Genomic DNA, 20,759 nt, shown 5'->3' with positions numbered 1-20,759 from the left:
TGGAAGGAGATAACAGGGCAAAATTCGCTTAATATTGATTAACACATCAACCTGCTGCGAAGTTTTAGTGGGGGTCGGAAGGTGTTCCCGACGCCGCCCCTGGGTATAGAAAATTGGGTTTAAAACCCGTGCTGAGGCTACATCAGCCAGTCGTGACAGGGGATATGGTGGTAGGGCGTCGCAGCAAGTTAAGCAGGTATCCATGACAACCCCTTTGCAGAACGTTGAGCCCAAAGAAGGCCATTCCACCGATTCTGACCAGGCTGCAGCCTCAGACCGTCACGCCCCGGAACCTGCTGCGGTGGAACTGATGCCTAATTCTTCGTCGCCAGATGGCTCTCCAGGGGCGGTTCGACGCGTGGTTAACTCGCTGCTGTGGGGCGGTCTGTTTGTGGGTACGGCGGCGGCTTCGGCCCTGGTGGGGGCTGCGATCGCCCTCACCGTTCCCCTGCCCGACTTTATGGGGGGCAACACCAACCGCGCCGCCAGCTTTGGCGACCTGTGGCAGGCGGGCTTTCGCTACCAGGTGACGCGGCCGGTCAATATTTTGGTGATGGGCATTGACGAGGTGCCCAATGCCCAGCCCAACTCCGAAGCCACCTTTACGGGGCGAACCGATACGCTGCTGCTGGTGCGGGTCGATGCCGAAGCCGGTACTCTCAACGTCATGTCTATTCCCCGCGACACCCGAGTGCAGATTCCGGGCTTTGGCATGGACAAGATTAACCAGGCCAACGTGTTGGGTGGCCCAGAATTGGTCGCCCAAACCGTGGCCTACAACCTGGGCAATATTCAAATTGACCGCTACGTGCGCATCAACACCAGCGCATTCCGGGAGATGGTTGACCTGGTGGGGGGCATCGAGGTCAACGTGCCCAGCCGCATGGAGTATACCGATCGCACCCAAGGCCTCTACATTGACCTGTACCCCGGCTGGCAGACCCTCAGCGGCGACCAGGCCGAACAGTTTGCTCGCTACCGCAAAGACAGCGGCGACATTGGCCGGGTGCAGCGCCAGCAAATGCTGCTGAAGGCGCTGCGGGAGCGGTTGACCAACCCCACCGTGATTCCCAAGCTGCCCCAGGCGCTGCGGGTGCTACAGCGCTACGTCGACACCAACCTCACCCTGGAGGAAATGCTGGCGATCGCCAACTTTGGCCTCGAAATTGAGTCTAACCAGCTGCAAATGGTGATGCTACCCGGTCGTTTTAGCACCCCAGCCGAGTTTAACGCCAGCTACTGGCTCCCCAACTGGGAAGCCTCCGCCACCGTTATGCAAAGCTTCTTCCAGGCGGAGGGAGTGAGCATCTACGCCGACAATTCCCAGGCCAGCTACGTAACCGATCTGTCTATTGCGGTACAAAATGCCTCGGGCCAGCCCGAGCAAGCGGCTTCAGTGGCCCGCTACCTGCGCGAAAACGGGTTTAGCAATGTCTATATCGTCAATGACTGGTCGGGCACCATGGCCCGCACCGAGATTCTCGCCCAGCGCGGCGATGTCGATAGCGCCCGCACGGTCGAATCGCTGCTGGGGGTGGGGCAGGCTCTGTCGGAGTCAACCGGCGACCTCAACTCCGACATTACGATTCGGGTGGGGCAAGACTGGGTCGAGCAGGTCACCCAAACATCAGAGTCTCAGCTCTAAGATGGGCTAGGTACCGCCTTACTACAGGCCCAGCGCCCCAACTTGCCCCATGTCGAGCCTTTATCCGCCCAATGCTCAGGATGATCTGGCGCGCGATCGCAATCGCCTCGCCGCCGATCGCTCGCTGCTGTCCTTTGTGCGCATCAGCCTGACGCTGATTGGCATCGGTGTGGGGCTTGAGCAAATCCTCAGAGCGCTCTCCCCCAGCGGTCGCTACATCGATGCCTGGGCCTACGGCCTCAGCCTGGTGTATGTCGGGCTGGGGGTGCTAGGCCTGGGGCTGGCGATCGCCGATTATCTAGCCGAAAGCAGGCGGCTGCGATCGCCCCAGTACCGATATCGACCCCGCCGGTCGGTGGGAAAAGCTATCGGGCTCGCGGTCTTTGCCACTGGCGCGATCGCCTTTGGCTGGCTAGGGTTTGAGCTGCTCGGATAGAGGGATTGGCTAAGGCAGCAACAGCGTTATGCCCAACCCCATCAGCCCCACCAGCACAATGGTGACCACCGCCCAGCGGTTTAACACTTTAACCGGCAGCAGCACATAGTCTTGCTGCTCAAGAGCGGCTAGGGCCAAGCGATGTTGAACCAGCGCAAACCCCAACAGCAATAGCCCCATACCCACAAAACCCAGCCCCACCAGCGCTGGGTTCGGGACGGCCCGACTGGCTACCGGTGCCGTCTGTCGCCCCAGGCTGCGCGTAATTTGCTCAAAGGCTATACCAACCCCGATCAGGCCCAGGCAAATTCCAGTCCAGGCATTGAGGGTGCGCTCGGCAGCGGCTCGGTTGCGTTCCCGGGCAAGTTCGTTGGTGGTATTCACCATGGGGGGCAGGGGAAGATCACTCATGGTTCTAAGCATTGGGTGTACCCGGCATCGCCAGCACACCGTCTAGCCAGCGGGCGTCAGTATATTTTGAGGGTACGATAGTTTCGCTGAATAATAGTTGATGTATTTGTCCCTGCTGCTATGAGCCCATCCAATCCGGCCCCCAATTCGGCGACAGAGTTGGCCAAAGAGCGCAATCGCGCCGCCGAAGAGCGCACCCTGATGGCCTGGATTCGCACCGCCCTTGCTCTGATTGGCTTTGGCTTTGGCATCGATCGCATTGTGGCCGCCATTCACCAAAATCTGGGAGACTCGGTGAATCCCCTGCGGCTGACCCGCGTTTTGGGTCTATCCTTTGTGGCCCTGGGCACCTTCGCGCTGATGGGCGCGGCCCTTGACCACAACCATCAGCTCCAGCGCATTCAGCGTAACGATCTGGTCTATCGATCGCGGCGGTCTCCAGCCCTGGTTGTCGCCTACATCTTGACAGGGCTGGGGGCGATCGCCTTTATCGGCATTTTAGTGAGCCCCCTAGTCAACTGAGGTCAACCGGGTCAACCTAAACCCACCGCCTTCAACCTAGGGGCCGACGGCAATAGATCGCCCGGCAATAAATCGCCGCCCAAAGCAACGAAATTTGCCTGAAGAAATCATTTTTTCCCTCAGGTAAAAATATCGTCTAATATCCTGGATTGGCTGGGGCTGGAGTGTAACAAAGTCCAGTCAATAATTTTACACAGCTAGATGTTTTTTAGCCGCTTTTGAGGTGGGTAAGGCTGCCTTAGAGCGGCTACGAACACCACAGCACCCCTTGCGAATAAAGGTTAAATGATTCAGGAGACACCTAGGAATCTATTAGCTTAAGTCTAGGATGATAGGGAAATTTAAAAATCAGGCGTTCCATGGACTCTATGCAAACCCAAGTCACTCTTTTGACCAATAAGATTGACGCCCTGCATCAAATGATCGATCAGGTCAATGATCAAGTGGCGGCCTTAATCGCCACCCAGGCCTGCTCGGTAAACTCTGAAGAGCCTGGCATCAGCCGCTTTGCCTACGGCAATGCGCCTCGCCACAGCCCCAGCATGCTAGACAGCGTTTGTGAGCATAAAGACATTCTACTAGACAGCAGCTATCTCGATTTAGACCGCCAGAGCACCGAAACCCATTTCTCCCCGGACGTGCAAATTCAGCGGCTCACCGCCCAACTGACGGCGGCCTACAATCGCATCGCCGCTCTAGAAGAGCAGTTGTTAGCGTCCCGAGCCCATTAGTCTAATCGGCATCTAGGCTGAGGGACAGGTGAGCATAGCGCCTGGGCCCTGCTGAGTGGATGCCTGAGCGTAGATAACTCAGTCCTGAATATAGGGTTCGCCAGCGTTTAGAGCGGCTTCGGCTCGCACAAACTCGCGCCCCAAGTAGGCCGCATGGTCGAGGTAGGTGATGGGGCAGGGGTTGGCCGGGTCTTCAAAAATGGCAATCGAGAGTTCTTTGGCGGTGCGACCGCTGTAGGTGCAGGTGGGCACGCGCTCGACGGGGCCACGCACGGGTAGAGGTTTGCCCGTAGCCGGATCACAGGCCAGCCCTTTGTCGTTGATGATGTTGGCAAAGTGCTTGGCGCAAATTAGCCCCTGCTCTACGTCTAAATAAATTAGAAAATAGCCCGCCGGGTCTAGCTCAATGTAGCGTTTTGAGAGCTGGTTATCGAGGGCCTGGCGCTGGGCTCGATCGATCGGTTGGGTGCTAGAGGGTAGAGTCATTGCGGGTTAGGCGACAGCGATCGCAGCCTGACAGTACTAAGGTTAGGACTCTCTATGGTAGCGTGCTGAGCTGCCGCCTCAACTTCCGAAAGGCGAGATTACGCTTCAGGCTTCGAGGCTGTAGATCGGCTGGGGCGCTGCCTTTCCCTTGAGACAGAATTCCCCAAAAAAATTACAGTGGTAGTCGGGGTCGGGGCCGAGGGCCTGCCTGGTGGCGGCATCCAGCAGAATTTGATTGGGGCTGGCTCGACCCATCAGCCGGGCGGCGGTGTTGACCGTGTCGCCCAGCACGTTAAACTCGCGGCGGCCCCGGGGCTCGCCAATTTCGGCGGCAAACACCGGGCCGTAGGTCAACCCCATGCGGCAGGTAATGGCCAGGGGCTGGCCCTGGCTGAGGGGGGGATGGAGTTGGTTGACCAGGGCGCGAATGGCAGCTAAAGTCTCGACGGCCCGCAGGGGAGCCTCGGGGTCGGGGGCCAGCACGCCAAAGTGAATTAACAGTTCTGAGCCCACCGAGTGGTAGGTCACTTTCTGCAAAATGCCGCGCCGCCGCTCTACCGCCCCGTTGATCAGGGCAAAGGCCTGGGAAAAACAGGCGACAATGCCGTCGGTATCGTCGGGGTAGGCGGCATCCACCGCCTCTGGCAGGCCAATCAAGTTGACAAAGGCCACCGCCGCCGTCGGAAACGCCGGGGAAATGCGGCGGGCGGCAGCGGTGTTCACCAGCAGCTGAAGCACCGGTCGAGGTAGGTAGCTGGCCAGAGGTTCAATGGTGGCCAGACTAACTTGAATTTCGCTCAGCAGGCCCGGCACGCTGCGGTCAAATAGCACCGAGCTAGCTGGGCGGCGGCGGCTCAGGGTGAGATCGTACTCGCCCAGCGCCAAGGCGCTCAGGTCATCGACCACCAGCCAGCTATCTCCAGCGTTGGGTTCGAGGTGCAGGGGGTGAGCTGTGGGCTGAAGGCGATCGCGCCCGGCCTGGCTCAGGCATACCCGGCCCACCACCCCAGCCCCCTCGGTGCGCTTAGCCTCCAGCACCGGCTGCCCCAGCAGCACGTGGGCGCGGCGCAGGGGGGTGCCAATATCGGCGGCCACAAACTGGCCCGGATGAATGCCCAGCCGCATGCGCAGCGACAGGCAACCCTGGGCGGTCTCGATGGCGGCAAAGTTTTCCATGGCTCGCTGCATGCGCAGGCCTGCGTAGATGGCCTGCATGACCTCGGCATGGTCACCCTCAGATTGGTAGGCCTCGTGGCGAAACTGTACCAGCATGGCATCGCCGGTAAACTCCAGCAGATTGCCGCCAGCTTTGCTAACCAGCTCCACCATCTGGGCAAAGTAGTCGTTGATCAGCGCCAGCAGGGCTTCGGCTCCGGCCCGGCCCGCAGCAGCGTTGGCCGCAAACAGCGGCGTAAACCCGGCTAGATCGGTAAATAGCAGGGTGCCCCGGTGCCAGCAGTGGCGGATCTGCGGGCTGAGGGGTGGCTGTTGAGCCACGTCTCGAGGCACATAGTCGATCAAAATATGCTGAAGGGTGCGCAAGTGGTCAAATACCTTGACCATGGTTTTGGGCGAAGGATCAACCCATAGGGCGGCGTACAAGTCGGCGGGAACCAAATCTCGCAGGCTGCGCTCAATGCTCTCCAGTTCTGCCACTGCCCCTATCCATTGCTGATCCAACTCAATGTCTGTCCTGTTCTAGGGTGCCCAATCAACGGCTATGGCCCCATCAGGTTAGCTCTGCGCCAGGGCAAGGGCTGTTTCCCGGCAGCAGCTTGAGTGGTAGCTCGGCGTTAATGGCGTCGATTTCCTGCTGCTCTAGCTCGTTGACCTCAGTGATGTAGCGGGTCAGCAGCGTTTTCATGCGCGGGGCATAGAACCGATGCAGGCTGTAGTTGCCCAGGGCCGGAAAGCCCCGCCGTTTTTTGTGGCGGCCCCCGGCACCGGGGTCAAACAGGGTGATGCCGTTAGCGATCGCCCACTCAATCGGCGCGTAGTAGCAGGCGTTAAAGTGCAGATTGTCCATCTCCATTGCCGAGCCCCAGTAGCGACCGTAGAGGCGATCGCCCTTGGTCAGGCAAAACGACATGCCAACGGGGGCGCTGTCGTCTTCGCCATAGGCGGCAAAAAATACCATGCGGTGGCGGTAGTCGTGGTGCAGCAGGTGGAAGAATTTGCGGCTCAGGTACTTGCTGCCCCACCAGCCAAACTTGTCGCAGGTGTCGGCATAAAAGTCGTACATTTGGTCGCACAGGGCATTGCTGATGGCATCCCCGGCGATCGCCTCCAGGCGCAGGCCCGCCGTCGCCATTGACTTGCGCTCGCGCTTGATGTTGCGCCGCTGGTTGGCGTTGAACATGCCCAGGTAGTCGTCAAAGTCTTTGAACCCGTGGTTTTGCCATACGTAGCTGTGGTGCAGCCATTCCGAAAAGCCCAGCTGGGTCATGGTGGCCCGCCACTGGGGGTCAACGTAGAGAAAGTGGCAGCCGGAGATATTGTTGCGATCGCAAAATCCGTCAATCACCTCTACCATGGCCCGAGTAATGATCGCTTCGTCGGCGTCGGGGGCAATGAGAAACCGATAGCCCTCTGCCGGGGTAAAGGGCGACATGCCCAGCAGCTTAGGGTAGTACTCTACCCCCAAGCGTTCGGCAAGATCGGCCCACTGGTGGTCAAAGACAAATTCACCCCGGCTGTGGCCCTTCAGGTACATGGGGGCGGCTCCCACCAGGGTGGTGCCCTGCCAGATAGCCAGATGGCAGGGCAGCCAGCCCGCATTGGCCCCCACGCTGCCCGATCGCTCCATATTGTGCAGCCAGCTCCACTCCAGAAACGGTGTCGCTAGGGGCTGAGCCAACTCATCCCACACGGTCTCGGGAATCTCATCAATGGAGTGCAGCCAGGTAGCGGTCAGCGACGGCACAGAGGGATAGCCCATGGATGTATTAGTCAGTAGGAAAGAGTTGGTTATTCTCCAGGGTAAAGGAATTTCCAGCCCCTTGCAGGGGTTGGGGTAGCACACGGTAGTGCAAAAACACTTCCCCTTCCACCACCCGATGGGAGAGTAACTGCAATCGGGGCGCCAGCGCCACCAAAAACCCCGCGCCATCCACCGGGGTTGGGGCCGTTGCCCCGCCCAAAATCAGCGGGCACACGGTCATGAATATCTCGTGGACGCAGTGGTAACTCAGCAGTTCTGCCGTCAGCCTGCCCCCGCCCAGCAGGGCCAGGTGGTGGATACCCGCCATTCTCAACTGGGCTAAGATCCAGGGCCAATCCCAGGGTTGGGTTTTGGCCTCGGGCACTGTCCAAATGTGCTCGAACAGCCCCGTTTCCGTCCAGCAATGGGCTCCAGCGGCAGTCGTGACCAACCCTCTGGGTACCGGCTGCTGAAAATACCGAAATTTGGGGTCGAGGTTGCCCGAGGGCGACCAGACAATCTGCATAGGCTGGTCGGCCTGCTGCCGCTGCCGTCGCTGGGCCAGCAGGTCTGGGCTGCGCACACTCAGGGTAGTGCCGTAGGCCCGCAGGGTACCCCCCCCAAACAGCACCCCATCTACCGCTGCTACTCTTTCCTCCAGGTGGGTCAGGTCGGCCGCCGAGGAAAAACGGGCGGCCCCGCGCTGGGCATCGGCAATTTTGCCGTCCAGACTCATGGCCAGCACCAGGGTGATGCGGGGAATCGGTGGGTTGGGAGCGATCGCCAAGGGTCAGGGCTATGGAGAGTATCCCTAGTTTACCGAGGCCTCTACTAGCGAGGGCTGGCCTTCGCCTAAATCCCAGCTGCTGTGGCATTTCCAGCTTTGATTGGTCAACTGCTGGTAAAAGCGCATTTCCCACAGGGTGGGGGTTTTCCAGTCGATAGCGGCTTTGGCCTGGGTGACTACGGCCTTATTGTCTTTGCGGTTAGAGCCGTAGGCCAGGGGCAGCCCCAGTTCATCCTGAATACGGAGTGGCATTTTGCGGGTGGGCGACTTAACCGTACAGGCAAAATTCACCATCACCTGCTTCAGCCAGGGAGAGGTAATCGCCAGTCCGCTCCAGCCGGATTTGGTCACTAGGCCCTCTAGGGTCACCACCGGAGTAGGGCGCGCTTTTAGGCCTCGGTTGTAGGCGCGATCGAGGCTGCGGGTATAGATCGGGGCCGCACCAGACTGTTCTTCAAAGCCTTCAATCAACAGGCAGCAGGCGTCTGGGCCTTGTTGGAGGGGTACGGCTGTCTCTCTGTGCTCGGCTAAGAACCGCTTGATCTGCTCGGCTAGGCTTCCAGTCGGGCAAACATAAATAGCAAATTTAGTCATAGGGCATTCCCAGAGAAACAGCGGACTGGGAAGTACGGTAGGGGGCCTGCTCTAGCCCACTGGCTGGATGCAGACGCTAGGGATAGAGGCAGGACAACGACGATACCTCTATATAGCAGCTTAGACTATGAATGCTCGAATGCCGTTAATGGGTCGTTATTATTTACTTAAGAATTTCGGTTTTGCTCAACTCTACAGCCGTTAGCGACCGGGCACATCAAAGGCATTTTCGATGTAGTCTTGCAACGTTAGATAGCGGGCATCGTCCACAGGCAGGTGCTTGGCGCGGTTGGTAGGGGGTTGTTGCCCCCGCCGGCAGGCCACCAGGGCTACGTCAAATCGGCAGGTGGCCTCGGCCCACTGGGGATGCTTGAGCAGATAGAGTTGGGCAGCTTTCCACAGTTTGGCCTGCTTGCTGCGGGTGATGGCCATCAGGCCGTAGGCATCCCAGTTGCCCTGGCTGCGAGTTTTGACTTCGACAAAGGCAAGCTGACCGCTGGGGTTAGACGCTCCCAGGGCCATCACCAGATCGAGTTCGCCCCAGCGGCAGTGCCACTGGCGATCGCACTGTCGCCAGCCCTGGGTTGTCAGCCAGTTGGCCACCAGGGTTTCGCCCAGGGTGCCCAGTTCGGTTTTGCTCAGTTCGGCGGTCATAGCGGAATATTCCCAGGCAGCATCCTTTAGCGTGCCCAGTGGGGGAGGGGCGATCGCCCTAGCAACAGTGCCCGCCAAAAGTTCCTACCGATAGTTCGTAAACTGCACCGCTACGGGCCAATCTTCCTGCTTCACTAGCTGCATCGCCTGTTGCAGGTCATCCTTCGACTTGCCGGTCACCCGCACCGCATCCCCCTGAATCGCGGCGGTCACCTTCTTGAGATTGTCGCGAATCAGCTTGGTGATCTGCTTACTCATCTCCTGCTCAATGCCCTTTTTGAGGGTGACGGTCTGGCGCACGCGGGTGCCGCTGGCGGCTTCCACATCGCCGTACTCAAAGATCTTGAGGGAGAGGTTGCGCTTGGCGGCCTTTTGGTGCAGCAAGTCTTTCACCGCATCCAGGGTCATATCGCTGGCGGTTTCGATGGTGATGGTGCTCTCCGCCAGGTCGATAGTGGTTTTGGTGTCCTTCAGGTCGTAGCGGCTAATCACGTCTCGCCGGGTCTGGTCGAGGGCGTTGACCAACTCCTGGCGGTCAAAATCGCTGACGATATCAAAGGAAGAACTAGAAGCCATGGGTACCGTTGGGTATCTGCGCACCAACAGACTACATCAAGGCCGACCGACAGCTCAAGACATAGAGGGTAAAGGTGCTGAGGTTAGCCACGGCAAACATCAGCGATCGCCCGATCGGCACATTCAAAATGTAGGCCACTGGGTACAGGGTGCGGGCAATCAGGTAGGCGATCGCAGCTCCCAGCGCCAGCCCCGACTGCTGCTGGGTAACATAGGCCATCAGTGCCGCCGGAGCGTAAAGGGTAATGGATTCAAAGGCATTTTCATGGGCCCAAGTGGCGCGCTGGGCGTAGGGGGGCAGTTTGGCCAGCATGGCTCGGGGCGCAGCCTGGTCGTAGCCCACCGCAAAGCGCCCGTAGCCCACCGCCAAGAACGGCAGATAAACCAGCAGTGCCGCCAGCCCAATGCTGACCAGCAAAAAACCTGGCATGGTGAGTACAGATGCCATCGATCGCTATCCTCGCTAATTTTTTCTATTAAGGAGACTGTGGGAGACGTTAACAGGTTGACAAATTAGAACGTTCTAAACCTGCCAACGTTCTAACCTTCTCCCCTTGTAACCTTCTCACCGTCCGAGAATCGCTAGTCGAAGTAAAACAGCGTCACAATCTTGCGCTGGTCTTCCGCATCCTGGCAGGTTTTCAGCAGGGTGGTGCTGTCGTGGAAAGCGAAGCAGATCAGCTGCTGACAGCGGGAAATTATTTCCTGGTTGCACACCGAACTGGCCTCTGCCAGCGAGAGGCTGTCGTTGGCTGGGTTCTCTACCAGGTGCATTACCTGCTCTAGCTGGTCTTTCGACTCCTGGGGCTGTCGCTCTAGGCTCTGGGGCAAAATGACGGTCAGCAGGTTGGGGTCGGCTTTCATCGCCCCCTTGATGGCGGCAAAGTTAGTACCCGTCGCCCCCGATGTAATGATGCGGTTACCCCCGAGGGCCAGGGCATAGGCCATTAGCTCGATCAGCTGCTGGTGGGTAATCGGCACGTGGCGCGACCCCAAAATAGCCACCCGCTTAGAACCCGACTGCTGAATGGCCGCGAGTTCCTGCAAAAACGTGTCGACTTTAGCGGATTCGAGCGACGCTTCCATGGACTGACTCAAAGGCTGCACCGAATGCGAGAATAACGCGCTTCATTGTATCAGACCAAACGGCTCAGGCTACATTCTGTCGCCAGGCCAGCCCGATCTCAGGTCGCCGACACCGGCAGTTTGAGATCGAGCAGGTGCAGCAGACGCTCTAAGTCGAAGTGGTCGGCCACCAGTTCTTGAATGCACTGCACCTTGATGGGCTCGTGCAGGCGCACCTGGCCAAACAGCTCGTCAATGCGCTCCACCGTCGAGAGGGTATCAGAGTCCACCGACACAATCGGCACCTCCAGGTCTGAGGCCCGCTCCAAAATTTCTGGGGACGGCGGAATTTGCCCCGTCAAGACGAGGCATTGGGTGGAGGTTTCTAAGGCCGCAAACTGAATGTCGGTGCGATCGCCCCCCGTCACCACCGCCATATTGGTCGCTTTGCGGAAGTAGCGCAGGGCCGAATTCACGTTCATGGCCCCAATGGTGAGGGTTTCCACCATTAGATCCAGTCGATTTGAACAGCACAGTACCTCAGCGTTAAGGCGAGCCACAATCTCGCGCACGGTGATGCTGCGCATGATGGGCGATCGCGGCAGCAGCGCCAGTACCGGAATCCCTTGATTTTCCAAAAAGGGGCGCGCCAACTCGGCGCAGGCCGCCGCCGCCTCGGTGGGCACGTCGTTGATAATCACCCCGATCAGACGCGAACCCAGCTGGGCCTTAGCGGCCAGCAGCCGATCCACCAGCAGCAGCGAATCGTAGCGCGTCACCAACAGCACCGCAGCGTCAATCTCCGCTGCAATATGGGCCACAGACAGGTTCAGCAGCGTGCCCTCGGTCAAATTGCCAGGCCCTTCTAGCAGCAGCAGATCTTCGCCTCGCTGTTCGGTGTATTCCTCCAGGCTGTAGCTGTCTAGCGACGGGCCGTTGGGGGCGAGGCGATCGGCTACCGTAGCTTCGCTCAGCGAAATGACGGGGGGGTAAAACCGCTCCCCCGGCAACCGCAGCGTCTCGACAATAAAGTCTAAATCCGGGTCTTTTTCATCCCCGTTGATCGAATTGCCCATGGGTTTACCAAACCCAATATCCATGCCCAACCCCTGAAGCTGGAGTCCAAAACCCAGTAAAATTGCCGATTTGCCGCTATACGACTCGGTTGAACCAATCACCAAACGCTTCGCTGAACTGGGCACGCCACAAGTCCTCCATGGGGGTAATGCACTGCTCCCTAACCCCTAGCGCCGATGCTGCGAAGCAATCCGGTACTTAGGTCAAAACGTCAGTGGGCACAGCACCATCCCCATTCTGCCACCTCAGGGGGTGTCAGCGTCGGGTATCTTCTCACCCTGATCTCAGCCCCGGCATGGCCTTAGTCGTCTAAGCGCAATAGCTTGCGATAGAATCCTTGGGAAAAATCCGCTGGGCGCTTCTGGCGCAGCGCCACGATCACATCAAACAAAAAATCTACAAATTCAAAGGTCGCCATCGTAATCTCATAGCTGAGATCGCTGTCACCCTCAAACTGCATTCGGCAGCGAGTCAAGTCTGCTGGCAGTACAGACACGTTCCAGGTGGCCACAAAGGCAATGCTATCGCTCCCCTCAATTTGTCGTTCCCCTTCCAGATTGCCTTGCTTATAGAGAGAAATGGCGTAAGGCAGCGCATTACGCTTATTGCCCTGGTAGTAGGGCATGTAAACGCTGATATCCTGCTTGCCTGCGGGCTGAATCGCCTCAAACGTCAAACTCATGGGTCTGGCCTTAGGTCAAGTTTCAACAAACGATCATGCGGACGATCATCGGGGCTAGATGCTTAGGATACTGGATACCCATCTCGCCGGATTGCCGATGATGACGCGACATAGAGCTAGCATTCCCCAGGAGGGTCTTAGGGGTATCACCAAAATTTTCTGCAAAATCGAGGATGATAGACCTAGGCCGAGGCCGTGCTGGGCGTTAAGGTATTGATTCTATGGCGCGGTCTGATCGCGATCGTTTTCTGTTGTGCTCTCTCCCTGATTAAATGCCTGATTTTCCTGGACGCTTTTCTCCTAGGCGCTTCTACACTCCGATCGACGAGTTGGAAATCGAAGATTTTCCGGGATTTGCCGGTCGGCGCTCTAAAGCGGCCCTGACCCTAACGGTGCTGTGGGGCATCACCGTCGTGCTCCATCTGGTGTCTTGGGGCAGCTGGGTTGTACTGGGGCTGACAGCTCTGCTTACTGCCCATGCGCTGCGAATTTTGTCGGGTCGGCCTTTGCCGCCGCCGCCGCCGCTACTGTCTACCGCCCCCAGGGGTCGTCAGATTACCGATGCGATCGCCGAAGGCCGGTCTATGTCCATCGCAGCCCCTCCTTGGGAAGCTTGGCCCTACGTATCTCTACTGGTCGCTGCTAAAAATGAAGAGACCGTTATCGAACCCCTAATTGCCGCCCTGTGCCAGCTAGACTATCCAGCCTGCCGCTACGAGGTCTGGATTATCGACGACAACAGCACCGACGGCACTAACCAGCGACTGCAAGCGCTCACCACTCAATACCCCCAACTGCGAGTACTGCGCCGTGCCGCTGGAGCCAGCGGGGGAAAGTCGGGAGCACTCAACCAAGTATGGCCCAGTACCAAAGGCGACATCATTGGCGTGTTTGATGCTGATGCCCGAGTTCCTGAAGAGCTGCTGCGCCACATTGTGCCCCTGTTTGACCAAGCTGAGGTTGGTGCTGTGCAGCTGCAAAAAGCCGTTGTCAACCGAGCTAAGAATCTCTGGACTCGTGGTCAGCAGGCCGAGATGGCTCTCGACACCTATTTCCAGCAGCAGCGTATCAGCCTCGGCGGCATTGGTGAACTGCGGGGTAACGGCCAGTTTGTCCGTCGCGCCGCCCTAGCCCAGTGCGGCGGTTGGAACGAAGAAACCATCACCGATGACCTCGACCTCACCCTGCGCCTGCACTTTAGCGGCTGGGAGATTCAGTTTTTGCTGCAACCTGCCGTAGGGGAAGAGGGAGTGGAGCGGCCCTTGGCTCTGTGGCACCAGCGCAACCGCTGGGCCGAAGGGGGCTACCAGCGCTACCTCGACTACTGGCGGCTGATTGCCCAGCACCGTCTGGCTCCAGCCAAAACCTTTGATATGGTCGCTTTCTGGATCATTCAGTACGGGTTGCCCACGGTGGCCCTACCGGACTTTGTCGTGGCGGTGTTGCGCCATCGGCTACCGCTGTTTTTACCGCTGTCGAGCCTGGCCCTGACGCTCTCTATGATTGGTATGTTTTGCGGGCTACGCCGCACTCGGCAACAGTCTGTATGGGTGAGCGGTGTGCAAACCCTGTGGGGTAACCTGTATATGCTGCACTGGCTGGTGGTAATCGCCACCATGGCGATGCGGCTGTCGGTACGGCCCAAGCGACTGCGCTGGGTCAAAACCATTCACCTGGGCAGCGAAGATGACCTCCAGGTTGACTTGCCCTAGCCTACTTTTCTGTGCCGCCCTGCCATGCCGTGGTTCGTTAAAATCGAAAAAGGCGTTGTTAGCAAAGCCACCTTTGATCAATACGTAACGGCCCACGTCGCCTACGTCAAAGACCTAATCGCCCAGGGCCACGCCGCTAAAAGCGGCTACTGGGCCGAATATGGGGGTGGTATGCTGTTGTTTAGGGCTGATTCTATTGAAGAAGCCCGCGCCATTGTGGCCGCCGACCCTCTGATTGCCAACCACTGCGTCGAGTATGAGCTGCACGAATGGCGGGTGGTGGTCGAATAGGAGGGTGTGTCGTGGCCGATTCAAGCAATGGATACAAAATTGTCAGCGATAACCGCCAGGCCCGCCACGAGTACGAAATTATAGAAACCTATGAAGCTGGCTTAGAGCTAATGGGTTCGGAGGTCAAATCAATTCGCCAGGGCAGAGTTAACCTGCGCGATGGCTACGCTCTGATCAAAGATGGCGAGCTGTGGCTGCACAATGTGCATATTTCTCCCTACACCATGACCAACAAGGCCTACAACCACGAGGCCAAGCGTGCCCGCAAGCTGCTGCTGCACCGCGACGAAATCCGCAAGCTAATCGGCAAGGTGGAGCAAAAGGGGCTGACCCTGGTGCCACTCAAGCTCTATCTCCAGCGGGGCTGGGTCAAGGCCACTATCGCTCTAGCCAAGGGCAAGAAGCTTCACGACAAGCGCGAAAGCCTCAAGCGCAAGCAGGAAGGTCGCGAGACCGCTCGGGCTCTGAGTGGCCGAGATTAGACAAGGTTGTACCGCTCTTCGCATGGGAAAGTGCGGGGAATATCCTGAACTAGGCGGGGCTATTCAATACTTACTCCGCCAAAGGTTTCGGCCTTTTTGCCTGCCCGAGCAGGGGCCGCCTTTTCGAGCTGGCGAGCCTGCTGGCGATGACTTTGAAAATGGCTGAGCCAGGCTTCCGGAGCGTTCATGGTCTCGCCGCCGTGCTGGGTCAGGCGTTTGCGCACCTGGCAGAGTACCGGGGTATTGACGCAGGCCCCTGATACGATTACCTGGCCTTTGGTGAGCGAGGGCAACTCTTTGAGCAGATCGCGCCCGGCGGCTTCAACACCGTACTTGAGGCTGTCCTGGTCTACCGGGTTGACGATGCGCATGAGAAACTGGCTCATACACTGGCTGAGCACATCGGAGTCAAGCTTGCCGGGGCGTTGGGTGATCAGCCCCACACCCATGCCAAACTTACGGCCTTCGCTGAGAATCGTCCGCAGCACCTGCTTGCAGCGAGCGGGTTCATTGGCCGGGGCAAAGCGATGGGCCTCTTCGATCAAAATGAACACCGGGTAGGGCAGATAATTTTCGTCGTCAGTAGAGATTTTATCTTTGGCGGTGTTGATGCGGGCCTGGTAGCTCTGGCGCAGTACGGCGGCACAGATTACCTGCTGTTCTTCCTGGCTGATCTCGTTCATTTGCAGCACCGTCACCTGTCCAGGGGCGAAGAGATCCTTGGGGGCGAGGTGCTCCATGCGGTGAAAGTAGTCCGATCGCTCCAGTTTACCCAATTTCCACTCCAGAGCCGGGGCCGAGGAGCCGGTCTTCTCGTTGCCCTCGTCGTCGGTGGTGCGGTCTGACTCGTAGCAGGCCGAGATTAAATCCTGCACATCCCAGCGGTGTTCGCCAAACTTATGCTTGCCTAGAAGGCTAAAGGCTTTGTTGAGAATGGCCTGCTGGCGATCGCTCATATCGGGCAAGAGCGTCAGAATGTCGTAGTAATCCAGCGACGACATGCGAATGCGAATGTCGTCGGGGGTAAGCAGCTTGACCTCGGGGCTGTAGCCGTCGTCGCTGGCAAAGCTGGGGTGGCCCCGCATGTCGGACAGGGTGCCATACTCGCCGTGGGGGTCAAAGATCAGCACGGCGGCGCGGTTGTAGGGGCTGAGTAGTTCTTCGATCAGTACCCCGGCGGTGTAGCTTTTGCCGGAGCCGGTGCCCGCCAAAATCGCCATATGGGTGCTGACCAGCTCTTTCACATCCAGCGTCACAGGCACCCGCCCGCCGGGGCGCAGCAATAGAGAGCCAATCTGAGCCGATCCCACTTCTTGGGGCTGCTTTTTGTTGATGATCTGGCGCAGGCTTTCGTCGTCAGCCAGGCAGACCTTAGCGCCGGGGTCGGGGGCAATGCGGGGGTTCATGAACCCCAGGGCGGGGTGAAAGTGACCCACCACATCGACGGTAACTTCGTAGATTTCGGGATTGGGGTGGGCAAAGCCCACCAGGGCGGCGATCGCCTCCGGGTCAATATCCGGGTCGGCAAAGATGCGATCGGGTAGGTGGTCAATTAGGCGGCGTTCGGAGATCTTGCCGAGGATTTGGGCGCTGGGGATATCCGCCAGATCCACGGTGTAGTAGACAAACTCGCCGATCTTGACCTGGCGGTTGTCGGCGGTGATGAACACGTACTGGTTGCCGGTTTCCCCTGGCCCCTTGACGGTGCCAATCACTGGAGAAGCCGAAGGTTGCTTTGACCGTGCCATAGGAACCCGCTAGAAAAGATAGTGCTGCCAGAGTAGCGAAAGTTGAACTATTCCCAGCGCTGACTTCATTAATACTAATGTCCTGCTGACGATTAGGGTAGAGGCAACGTCATCAGGACATGAAGAAGCTGTAACGCTGGCCTCGCCCCAGCGCCGGAGATTGCGGATCTCTAAAAACTAGAGCGGTCAAAAAATTGGCGTATTCACGGATACTGCTCGGCGGGCAAGTCAGTAGGCTGGGGGGAGTCGGGGGCGAAGCTGGGTTAGCCCCAACTTTCCCCCCGGCTGAGGAGATCAGGAACACTTCGCTCGATGGTTGCCCATGGCATCTGAAAATCCGACGGTTCTGTTCCAGGCGCGCCCCTCTGAGGGGGTGGCGCTTACCTCTCCCAATCTTTGTGATGGTCGCGAGACCTGGCCCATCGTCCACGCCTTGGCCGCTACGCTCAACGAGCCTGACCCTCTGCCTGCCTTAGCAGAGGTGTTGGGAACCCATTTTGGGGCGGGGGCCTGCCTGCTGCTCTGCCACTATCCCGATACCCACGGGGTCACCTACACCTGCTGGCACCGAGGCGCAGCGCCCGCTGGTGGTCAACTAAGGGTCACCGAAGCGGACTCGCCTCTGGAGGGGCAGCGCCACTTTGCTCTGGGGCTGATTCAGCAAACCCTTGATCTGTCGGCGGGTAGGGCTCGGCTGTGGTGGCAAAAGGGGGTAGCCGGGCTGCTGCGAAATGAGGCCGGGCCACCGGCTTGGCTGCGCTCTATGGCTAACTGCACCGCCATTGCGGTGGATGGGGCCGGGCTGCGGGGGGCAGTGCTGCTGCTGAGGGCTGGGGGATTGGCTGTGGAGCCCACGGTGCAAGCTAACCTGGCTAGTCTGGGGGCGATCGCCTTTCACCAGCACTATCTTCAGGGGCAGGCCCAGCGCCATACCGAGCAGCTGCGCTACCTCAACTATCTCAAAGAAGACTTTCTCAGCACGCTCAACCACGAGCTGCGCACCCCTCTCACCAGCATGATGCTGGCCATTCGCATGCTGCGCCGCCCCGACCTCACCCCTGAGCGATCGGCGATGTACTTAGATATTTTGGAGCAGCAGTGCACCCGCGAAATCAACCTGGTGAACGATCTGCTGATGCTGCAAACGATGGAGTCTAAAGTACCGGTGGCGGTGCGCCAACCCACGGATTTAGGAAAGCTGCTGACTGATTTAGCCGATCAGCACCAGGCATCGTTTCAGCAGGCTCAGCTCAGGCTGGCCTTGCAGCTACCGTCTCATCCGGTACTGCTGTCTACCGATGCAGAGCGGCTGACCAAGGTGCTGATCGAGCTGGTGGGCAATGCCCGCAAGTACTCGGCCCCCGAAACAGTCGTCACCCTGGCCCTGGCCGACAATCAGGCTGAGAACGGGCGGGTGACCCTGCAAATTAGCAACCTGGGGGCGGCCATTGAGGCTGACGACCTGCCCCACATTTTTGACAAGTTTCGCCGGGGAGCCAATGCTACCAAAGATGGCATTGCGGGAACCGGCACCGGCCTGGCCCTGGCCCGTGGGCTAGTGGAGCAGCTGGCGGGCACTATAAAGGTGTCGAGCCAGCCCAGCGATGCCCAACTCTGGCAAACCTGCTTTACCCTGGAGCTTGAACGCCATGACAGATCCCCCAATTCATAGAGCCATAATTCATCGGGGCAACACCATGCCAGCAAATTTTGCTGGTATTCTGGGCACAGGCGTGGTGGCCTGGCCAAACTACACCGTTAATGGCTGGTTTTAACCCATGACTGCGATCACCCCCGAAACCCCCAACCTTGAATCGGCGCTCTTAGACGCTGAGGTTTCTGCCCAGGCATCAGGTGTTACTATCCACACCGAAAAGCTGGCGGGGCAGCAGCGTCGTCTCTTGGCCTCTACCCATATTCCAGCCACGGCTGACCAGGTTTGGCAGGTGCTGACCGATTACAACAACTTGTCGAGTTTTATTCCCAACCTCTCCCACAGCCAGCGGTTGAGTCATCCTGAAGGAGGCATTCGGCTAGAGCAAATTGGCTCCCAATGCTTTCTCAACATCAAGTTTTGTGCCCGCGTGGTGCTGGATATGGTTGAGTCGTTCCCTAAAGAACTGCGGTTCTCGATGGTAGAAGGTGATTTCCGCCAGTTTGAGGGTAAATGGACGCTGGAGCCGGTGAAAGATACTGCTGGCGAGGTAGTTTGCCTAGGCTATGATCTGGTGATTTTGCCTCCCCGCGCGATGCCAGTGGCGCTGATCGAGCGGCACATTCGCAATGATCTGAGCCGCAATTTAAAGGCCATTAGCGATCGTACCCTCGTACTGTTCGGCGCTTAATTCACTAGCTTTCACTGCTGGGCCAAGGCTAGCTGGACACCAAAGGTTCCTGGCGTTCGGCGATGACGGCGTAGAAGGGGTCGCCACCGGCCATACCTAGCATTTGCAGAATAGACGGAACGCTAGGGGTGTGGGCGACTACCTCTGGGTTGCTAAAGCCTGGCACTGAGCCAAAGTAGCCTTTAACCAAATTGACTCGACGGGTTTCGCTGCCGTCGCGCCAGGCAGCGATCGCCTTTTGATAAAACATGCGATTTGAGAAGCTGACAATGGCGATGCCGCCCGGCTTGAGAATGCGGTAGATCTCGCCAAACACTACCTCAGGCTGCTGCAGGTACTGTACCGACACCGTGTTCAGCACCGCATCAAAGGATTGGTCATCCAACGGTAGCTTAGGATTTTCGTTGAGGTTTTGCACAAAGTAGTGGTTGAGGCGGGGGTTTTTGGCCAGCTCTTCGGCGTTCAAACCGTGGCCTTCAACCCATTCAAAGGCAATCTCTTTGGGCAGGTGTGAGACCCAGCTGCTCATCATGTCGAAGATGCGGCTGTTGGGAGTTAACCGCTGGCGATAGAGGTCTGTGAGCTGCTGAATGAAGCCATCGTCTACATGGGTGACGAAGCGGGGGGCATCGTAGAAAGCAGTGTCGCTAGACTCATCGAGCTTGGTGCGTTGGTCGGGCTGAAGCAGCATGGCAGCAGAATCTAAGGGCTTTCTTTGAGTGTAAACAAATATTAAGCCCAGGGCCACGGCTGTCTACTAAGTAGTTGCTGTAGTCCTGGGCTAGAACGTTTTAGTGGCGACTCGCCAGCCGACTTGTTCTGGGATTGTCCTGCCATCTTAGCTTTTGTCGATCGCATGCAAGCTAAGGCTCGACCCGCATCACCGGAGGCTGCCACTCGCTAAAGCCTTCCATATGGCCCCAGTAGGCGCGGAAGCCAATGATCGCCCACACCAGTGCCGCCACCAGCAGCACGATTGCCCCCAGGGTGCGCCAGTTTTTGTTGCCGCGCAGGTACACCAGCGTGGGGGCCGCCAGTACTCCGCCCAGACCAGTCAAAACAAAGCCCAACCCAGCCACTAGCGGCTGCTGGGTCTGCCCCAAATTGATAATGCGTGCCCCCACGACCACCGAAGTGAGGCCCGCAAAAAAGGCGTAGACCGCCAGCGAGAGCAAATCCCAGCCCTGGGCGATCGCGATCGCCGCCGCCACGTACAGACCGCCAAACAGCACTGTAGTTTCACCAAAGGAAATGTTGAAGCTACCCGGTACGGGCCAGGTTAGGGTCATGTGCAGGCCGGTGACGAGGGCGATCGCCCCCACCAACCCAAAGCCCGGTATCCAGCGTTTGAGGTTGGCCCCGTCTAGCCCGCGATAGACAAAATCGGCCAGCAGCACCAGCCCTGCAACCATATTGATCAGCATCAGGGTGATGTAGTCGATAAACATGACGGCAACGTTTAGAATGCAACGTTTTACATCCTACTGGGCGATCGGCCGATCAAGAGTGATGAGTTGATCTGACGATGACCTGGCTAATGGCGTTGGATGGGGCATTCAAAAGTTAGGAGCACCTGATATTGCCGTCTGCCAATC

General features: G+C 58.4%; 24 protein-coding genes. 9 read left to right on the top strand and 15 right to left on the bottom strand.

The window, feature by feature from the left end; translation table 11 throughout:
* Nucleotides 1–202: 202 nt before the first annotated feature.
* A complete protein-coding gene (locus tag VB780_RS02675; protein WP_323349591.1) occupies nt 203–1,645 on the top strand; it encodes an LCP family protein in 1,443 nt (480 codons plus the stop codon).
* Between the two features lie 49 nt (nt 1,646–1,694).
* Nucleotides 1,695–2,081 carry a YidH family protein gene (locus VB780_RS02670; RefSeq protein ID WP_323349590.1) on the top strand — a complete coding sequence of 129 codons (387 nt, stop codon included), beginning with the start codon at nt 1,695–1,697 and terminating at the stop codon, nt 2,079–2,081.
* Between the two features lie 9 nt (nt 2,082–2,090).
* Here the strand turns inward: VB780_RS02670 and VB780_RS02665 are convergent, their stop codons facing one another.
* On the bottom strand, nt 2,091–2,492 hold the full coding sequence (locus tag VB780_RS02665) for a DUF202 domain-containing protein (protein ID WP_323349589.1): 402 nt from the start codon (nt 2,490–2,492) through the stop codon (nt 2,091–2,093).
* Between the two features lie 120 nt (nt 2,493–2,612).
* Here VB780_RS02665 and VB780_RS02660 point away from each other — a divergent pair, with 120 nt between their 5' ends.
* Both VB780_RS02660 and VB780_RS02655 read left to right on the top strand, forming a co-directional pair.
* A complete protein-coding gene (locus VB780_RS02660; protein WP_323349588.1) occupies nt 2,613–3,014 on the top strand; it encodes a YidH family protein in 402 nt (133 codons plus the stop codon).
* Nucleotides 3,015–3,373: 359 nt separating this feature from the next.
* Nucleotides 3,374–3,745, top strand: coding sequence for a hypothetical protein (locus VB780_RS02655; RefSeq protein ID WP_323349587.1), 372 nt, complete (start codon nt 3,374–3,376; stop codon nt 3,743–3,745).
* A gap of 78 nt (nt 3,746–3,823) precedes the next feature.
* Here VB780_RS02655 and VB780_RS02650 read toward each other — a convergent pair whose 3' ends face one another.
* From VB780_RS02650 to ebsA, 11 genes are all read right to left on the bottom strand, one after another.
* The gene (locus tag VB780_RS02650) at nt 3,824–4,231 is read right to left on the bottom strand and encodes a DUF4346 domain-containing protein (protein ID WP_323349586.1); all 408 of its coding nucleotides are present in this window, start codon (nt 4,229–4,231) and stop codon (nt 3,824–3,826) included.
* Nucleotides 4,232–4,336: 105 nt separating this feature from the next.
* A complete protein-coding gene (locus tag VB780_RS02645; protein ID WP_323349585.1) occupies nt 4,337–5,911 on the bottom strand; it encodes an adenylate/guanylate cyclase domain-containing protein in 1,575 nt (524 codons plus the stop codon).
* Between the two features lie 49 nt (nt 5,912–5,960).
* Nucleotides 5,961–7,169, bottom strand: coding sequence for a GNAT family N-acetyltransferase (locus VB780_RS02640; RefSeq protein ID WP_323349584.1), 1,209 nt, complete (start codon nt 7,167–7,169; stop codon nt 5,961–5,963).
* 7 nt (nt 7,170–7,176) lie between these two features.
* The gene (locus tag VB780_RS02635) at nt 7,177–7,938 is read right to left on the bottom strand and encodes a RibD family protein (RefSeq protein ID WP_323349583.1); all 762 of its coding nucleotides are present in this window, start codon (nt 7,936–7,938) and stop codon (nt 7,177–7,179) included.
* A gap of 24 nt (nt 7,939–7,962) precedes the next feature.
* The gene (locus VB780_RS02630; protein WP_323349582.1) at nt 7,963–8,532 is read right to left on the bottom strand and encodes a hypothetical protein; all 570 of its coding nucleotides are present in this window, start codon (nt 8,530–8,532) and stop codon (nt 7,963–7,965) included.
* A 201-nt stretch (nt 8,533–8,733) separates the two neighbouring features.
* Complete coding sequence (locus VB780_RS02625; RefSeq protein ID WP_323349581.1) at nt 8,734–9,264, bottom strand: YraN family protein; 531 nt, start codon at nt 9,262–9,264, stop codon at nt 8,734–8,736.
* Nucleotides 9,265–9,270: 6 nt separating this feature from the next.
* Nucleotides 9,271–9,762: a YajQ family cyclic di-GMP-binding protein gene (locus tag VB780_RS02620; RefSeq protein WP_323349580.1), complete on the bottom strand. Its 492-nt coding sequence runs from the start codon at nt 9,760–9,762 to the stop codon at nt 9,271–9,273.
* 31 nt (nt 9,763–9,793) lie between these two features.
* Nucleotides 9,794–10,210: an MAPEG family protein gene (locus tag VB780_RS02615; protein WP_323349579.1), complete on the bottom strand. Its 417-nt coding sequence runs from the start codon at nt 10,208–10,210 to the stop codon at nt 9,794–9,796.
* Nucleotides 10,211–10,344: 134 nt separating this feature from the next.
* Complete coding sequence (locus tag VB780_RS02610; RefSeq protein ID WP_323349673.1) at nt 10,345–10,848, bottom strand: DNA recombination-mediator protein A; 504 nt, start codon at nt 10,846–10,848, stop codon at nt 10,345–10,347.
* Nucleotides 10,849–10,946: 98 nt separating this feature from the next.
* Nucleotides 10,947–12,029: a phosphotransacetylase family protein gene (locus VB780_RS02605; protein ID WP_323349578.1), complete on the bottom strand. Its 1,083-nt coding sequence runs from the start codon at nt 12,027–12,029 to the stop codon at nt 10,947–10,949.
* 176 nt (nt 12,030–12,205) lie between these two features.
* Nucleotides 12,206–12,586: a type IV pilus biogenesis protein EbsA gene (gene ebsA / locus VB780_RS02600; protein ID WP_323349577.1), complete on the bottom strand. Its 381-nt coding sequence runs from the start codon at nt 12,584–12,586 to the stop codon at nt 12,206–12,208.
* Between the two features lie 272 nt (nt 12,587–12,858).
* Between ebsA and VB780_RS02595 the strand changes: the two genes are divergently transcribed.
* From VB780_RS02595 to smpB, 3 genes are read left to right on the top strand one after another with little or no spacing between them, the layout of a single operon-like run.
* The gene (locus tag VB780_RS02595; RefSeq protein WP_323349576.1) at nt 12,859–14,298 is read left to right on the top strand and encodes a glycosyltransferase family 2 protein; all 1,440 of its coding nucleotides are present in this window, start codon (nt 12,859–12,861) and stop codon (nt 14,296–14,298) included.
* 24 nt (nt 14,299–14,322) lie between these two features.
* Nucleotides 14,323–14,589: a YciI family protein gene (locus VB780_RS02590; protein WP_323349575.1), complete on the top strand. Its 267-nt coding sequence runs from the start codon at nt 14,323–14,325 to the stop codon at nt 14,587–14,589.
* Nucleotides 14,590–14,600: 11 nt separating this feature from the next.
* Nucleotides 14,601–15,071 (top strand): SsrA-binding protein SmpB, encoded by a 471-nt coding sequence (gene smpB / locus VB780_RS02585; RefSeq protein WP_416349195.1) that lies wholly within the window; start codon nt 14,601–14,603, stop codon nt 15,069–15,071.
* Between the two features lie 59 nt (nt 15,072–15,130).
* On the opposite strand, the gene VB780_RS02580 is transcribed toward smpB, so the two are convergent.
* The gene (locus VB780_RS02580; protein ID WP_323349573.1) at nt 15,131–16,819 is read right to left on the bottom strand and encodes an ATP-binding protein; all 1,689 of its coding nucleotides are present in this window, start codon (nt 16,817–16,819) and stop codon (nt 15,131–15,133) included.
* Between the two features lie 322 nt (nt 16,820–17,141).
* Here VB780_RS02580 and VB780_RS02575 point away from each other — a divergent pair, with 322 nt between their 5' ends.
* The gene (locus tag VB780_RS02575; protein ID WP_323349572.1) at nt 17,142–18,491 is read left to right on the top strand and encodes a HAMP domain-containing sensor histidine kinase; all 1,350 of its coding nucleotides are present in this window, start codon (nt 17,142–17,144) and stop codon (nt 18,489–18,491) included.
* 106 nt (nt 18,492–18,597) lie between these two features.
* The gene (locus VB780_RS02570; protein WP_323349571.1) at nt 18,598–19,164 is read left to right on the top strand and encodes an SRPBCC family protein; all 567 of its coding nucleotides are present in this window, start codon (nt 18,598–18,600) and stop codon (nt 19,162–19,164) included.
* A 28-nt stretch (nt 19,165–19,192) separates the two neighbouring features.
* Here the strand turns inward: VB780_RS02570 and VB780_RS02565 are convergent, their stop codons facing one another.
* Nucleotides 19,193–19,855: a class I SAM-dependent methyltransferase gene (locus VB780_RS02565; RefSeq protein ID WP_323349570.1), complete on the bottom strand. Its 663-nt coding sequence runs from the start codon at nt 19,853–19,855 to the stop codon at nt 19,193–19,195.
* A 172-nt stretch (nt 19,856–20,027) separates the two neighbouring features.
* On the bottom strand, nt 20,028–20,612 hold the full coding sequence (locus tag VB780_RS02560) for a DUF981 domain-containing protein (RefSeq protein WP_323349569.1): 585 nt from the start codon (nt 20,610–20,612) through the stop codon (nt 20,028–20,030).
* Nucleotides 20,613–20,759: the final 147 nt, after the last annotated feature.

Source organism: Leptolyngbya sp. CCNP1308 (assembly GCF_034932455.1).
Lineage (GTDB): Bacteria > Cyanobacteriota > Cyanobacteriia > Phormidesmidales > Phormidesmidaceae > Nodosilinea.
This window is presented reverse-complemented; position numbering and strand designations above follow the sequence as displayed.

Bases quoted from the DNA above. Each gene is read 5' to 3' on its own strand.
- VB780_RS02675 (WP_323349591.1), top strand. From the start codon at position 203: ATGACAACCCCTTTGCAGAACGTTGAGCCCAAAGAAGGCCATTCCACC.
- VB780_RS02670 (WP_323349590.1), top strand. From the start codon at position 1,695: ATGTCGAGCCTTTATCCGCCCAATGCTCAGGATGATCTGGCGCGCGAT.
- VB780_RS02665 (WP_323349589.1), bottom strand. From the start codon at position 2,492: ATGAGTGATCTTCCCCTGCCCCCCATGGTGAATACCACCAACGAACTT.
- VB780_RS02660 (WP_323349588.1), top strand. From the start codon at position 2,613: ATGAGCCCATCCAATCCGGCCCCCAATTCGGCGACAGAGTTGGCCAAA.
- VB780_RS02655 (WP_323349587.1), top strand. From the start codon at position 3,374: ATGGACTCTATGCAAACCCAAGTCACTCTTTTGACCAATAAGATTGAC.
- VB780_RS02650 (WP_323349586.1), bottom strand. From the start codon at position 4,231: ATGACTCTACCCTCTAGCACCCAACCGATCGATCGAGCCCAGCGCCAG.
- VB780_RS02640 (WP_323349584.1), bottom strand. From the start codon at position 7,169: ATGGGCTATCCCTCTGTGCCGTCGCTGACCGCTACCTGGCTGCACTCC.
- VB780_RS02630 (WP_323349582.1), bottom strand. From the start codon at position 8,532: ATGACTAAATTTGCTATTTATGTTTGCCCGACTGGAAGCCTAGCCGAG.
- VB780_RS02620 (WP_323349580.1), bottom strand. From the start codon at position 9,762: ATGGCTTCTAGTTCTTCCTTTGATATCGTCAGCGATTTTGACCGCCAG.
- VB780_RS02615 (WP_323349579.1), bottom strand. From the start codon at position 10,210: ATGGCATCTGTACTCACCATGCCAGGTTTTTTGCTGGTCAGCATTGGG.
- VB780_RS02610 (WP_323349673.1), bottom strand. From the start codon at position 10,848: ATGGAAGCGTCGCTCGAATCCGCTAAAGTCGACACGTTTTTGCAGGAA.
- ebsA (WP_323349577.1), bottom strand. From the start codon at position 12,586: ATGAGTTTGACGTTTGAGGCGATTCAGCCCGCAGGCAAGCAGGATATC.
- VB780_RS02595 (WP_323349576.1), top strand. From the start codon at position 12,859: ATGCCTGATTTTCCTGGACGCTTTTCTCCTAGGCGCTTCTACACTCCG.
- VB780_RS02590 (WP_323349575.1), top strand. From the start codon at position 14,323: ATGCCGTGGTTCGTTAAAATCGAAAAAGGCGTTGTTAGCAAAGCCACC.
- VB780_RS02580 (WP_323349573.1), bottom strand. From the start codon at position 16,819: ATGGCACGGTCAAAGCAACCTTCGGCTTCTCCAGTGATTGGCACCGTC.
- VB780_RS02575 (WP_323349572.1), top strand. From the start codon at position 17,142: ATGGCATCTGAAAATCCGACGGTTCTGTTCCAGGCGCGCCCCTCTGAG.
- VB780_RS02570 (WP_323349571.1), top strand. From the start codon at position 18,598: ATGACTGCGATCACCCCCGAAACCCCCAACCTTGAATCGGCGCTCTTA.
- VB780_RS02565 (WP_323349570.1), bottom strand. From the start codon at position 19,855: ATGCTGCTTCAGCCCGACCAACGCACCAAGCTCGATGAGTCTAGCGAC.
- VB780_RS02560 (WP_323349569.1), bottom strand. From the start codon at position 20,612: ATGTTTATCGACTACATCACCCTGATGCTGATCAATATGGTTGCAGGG.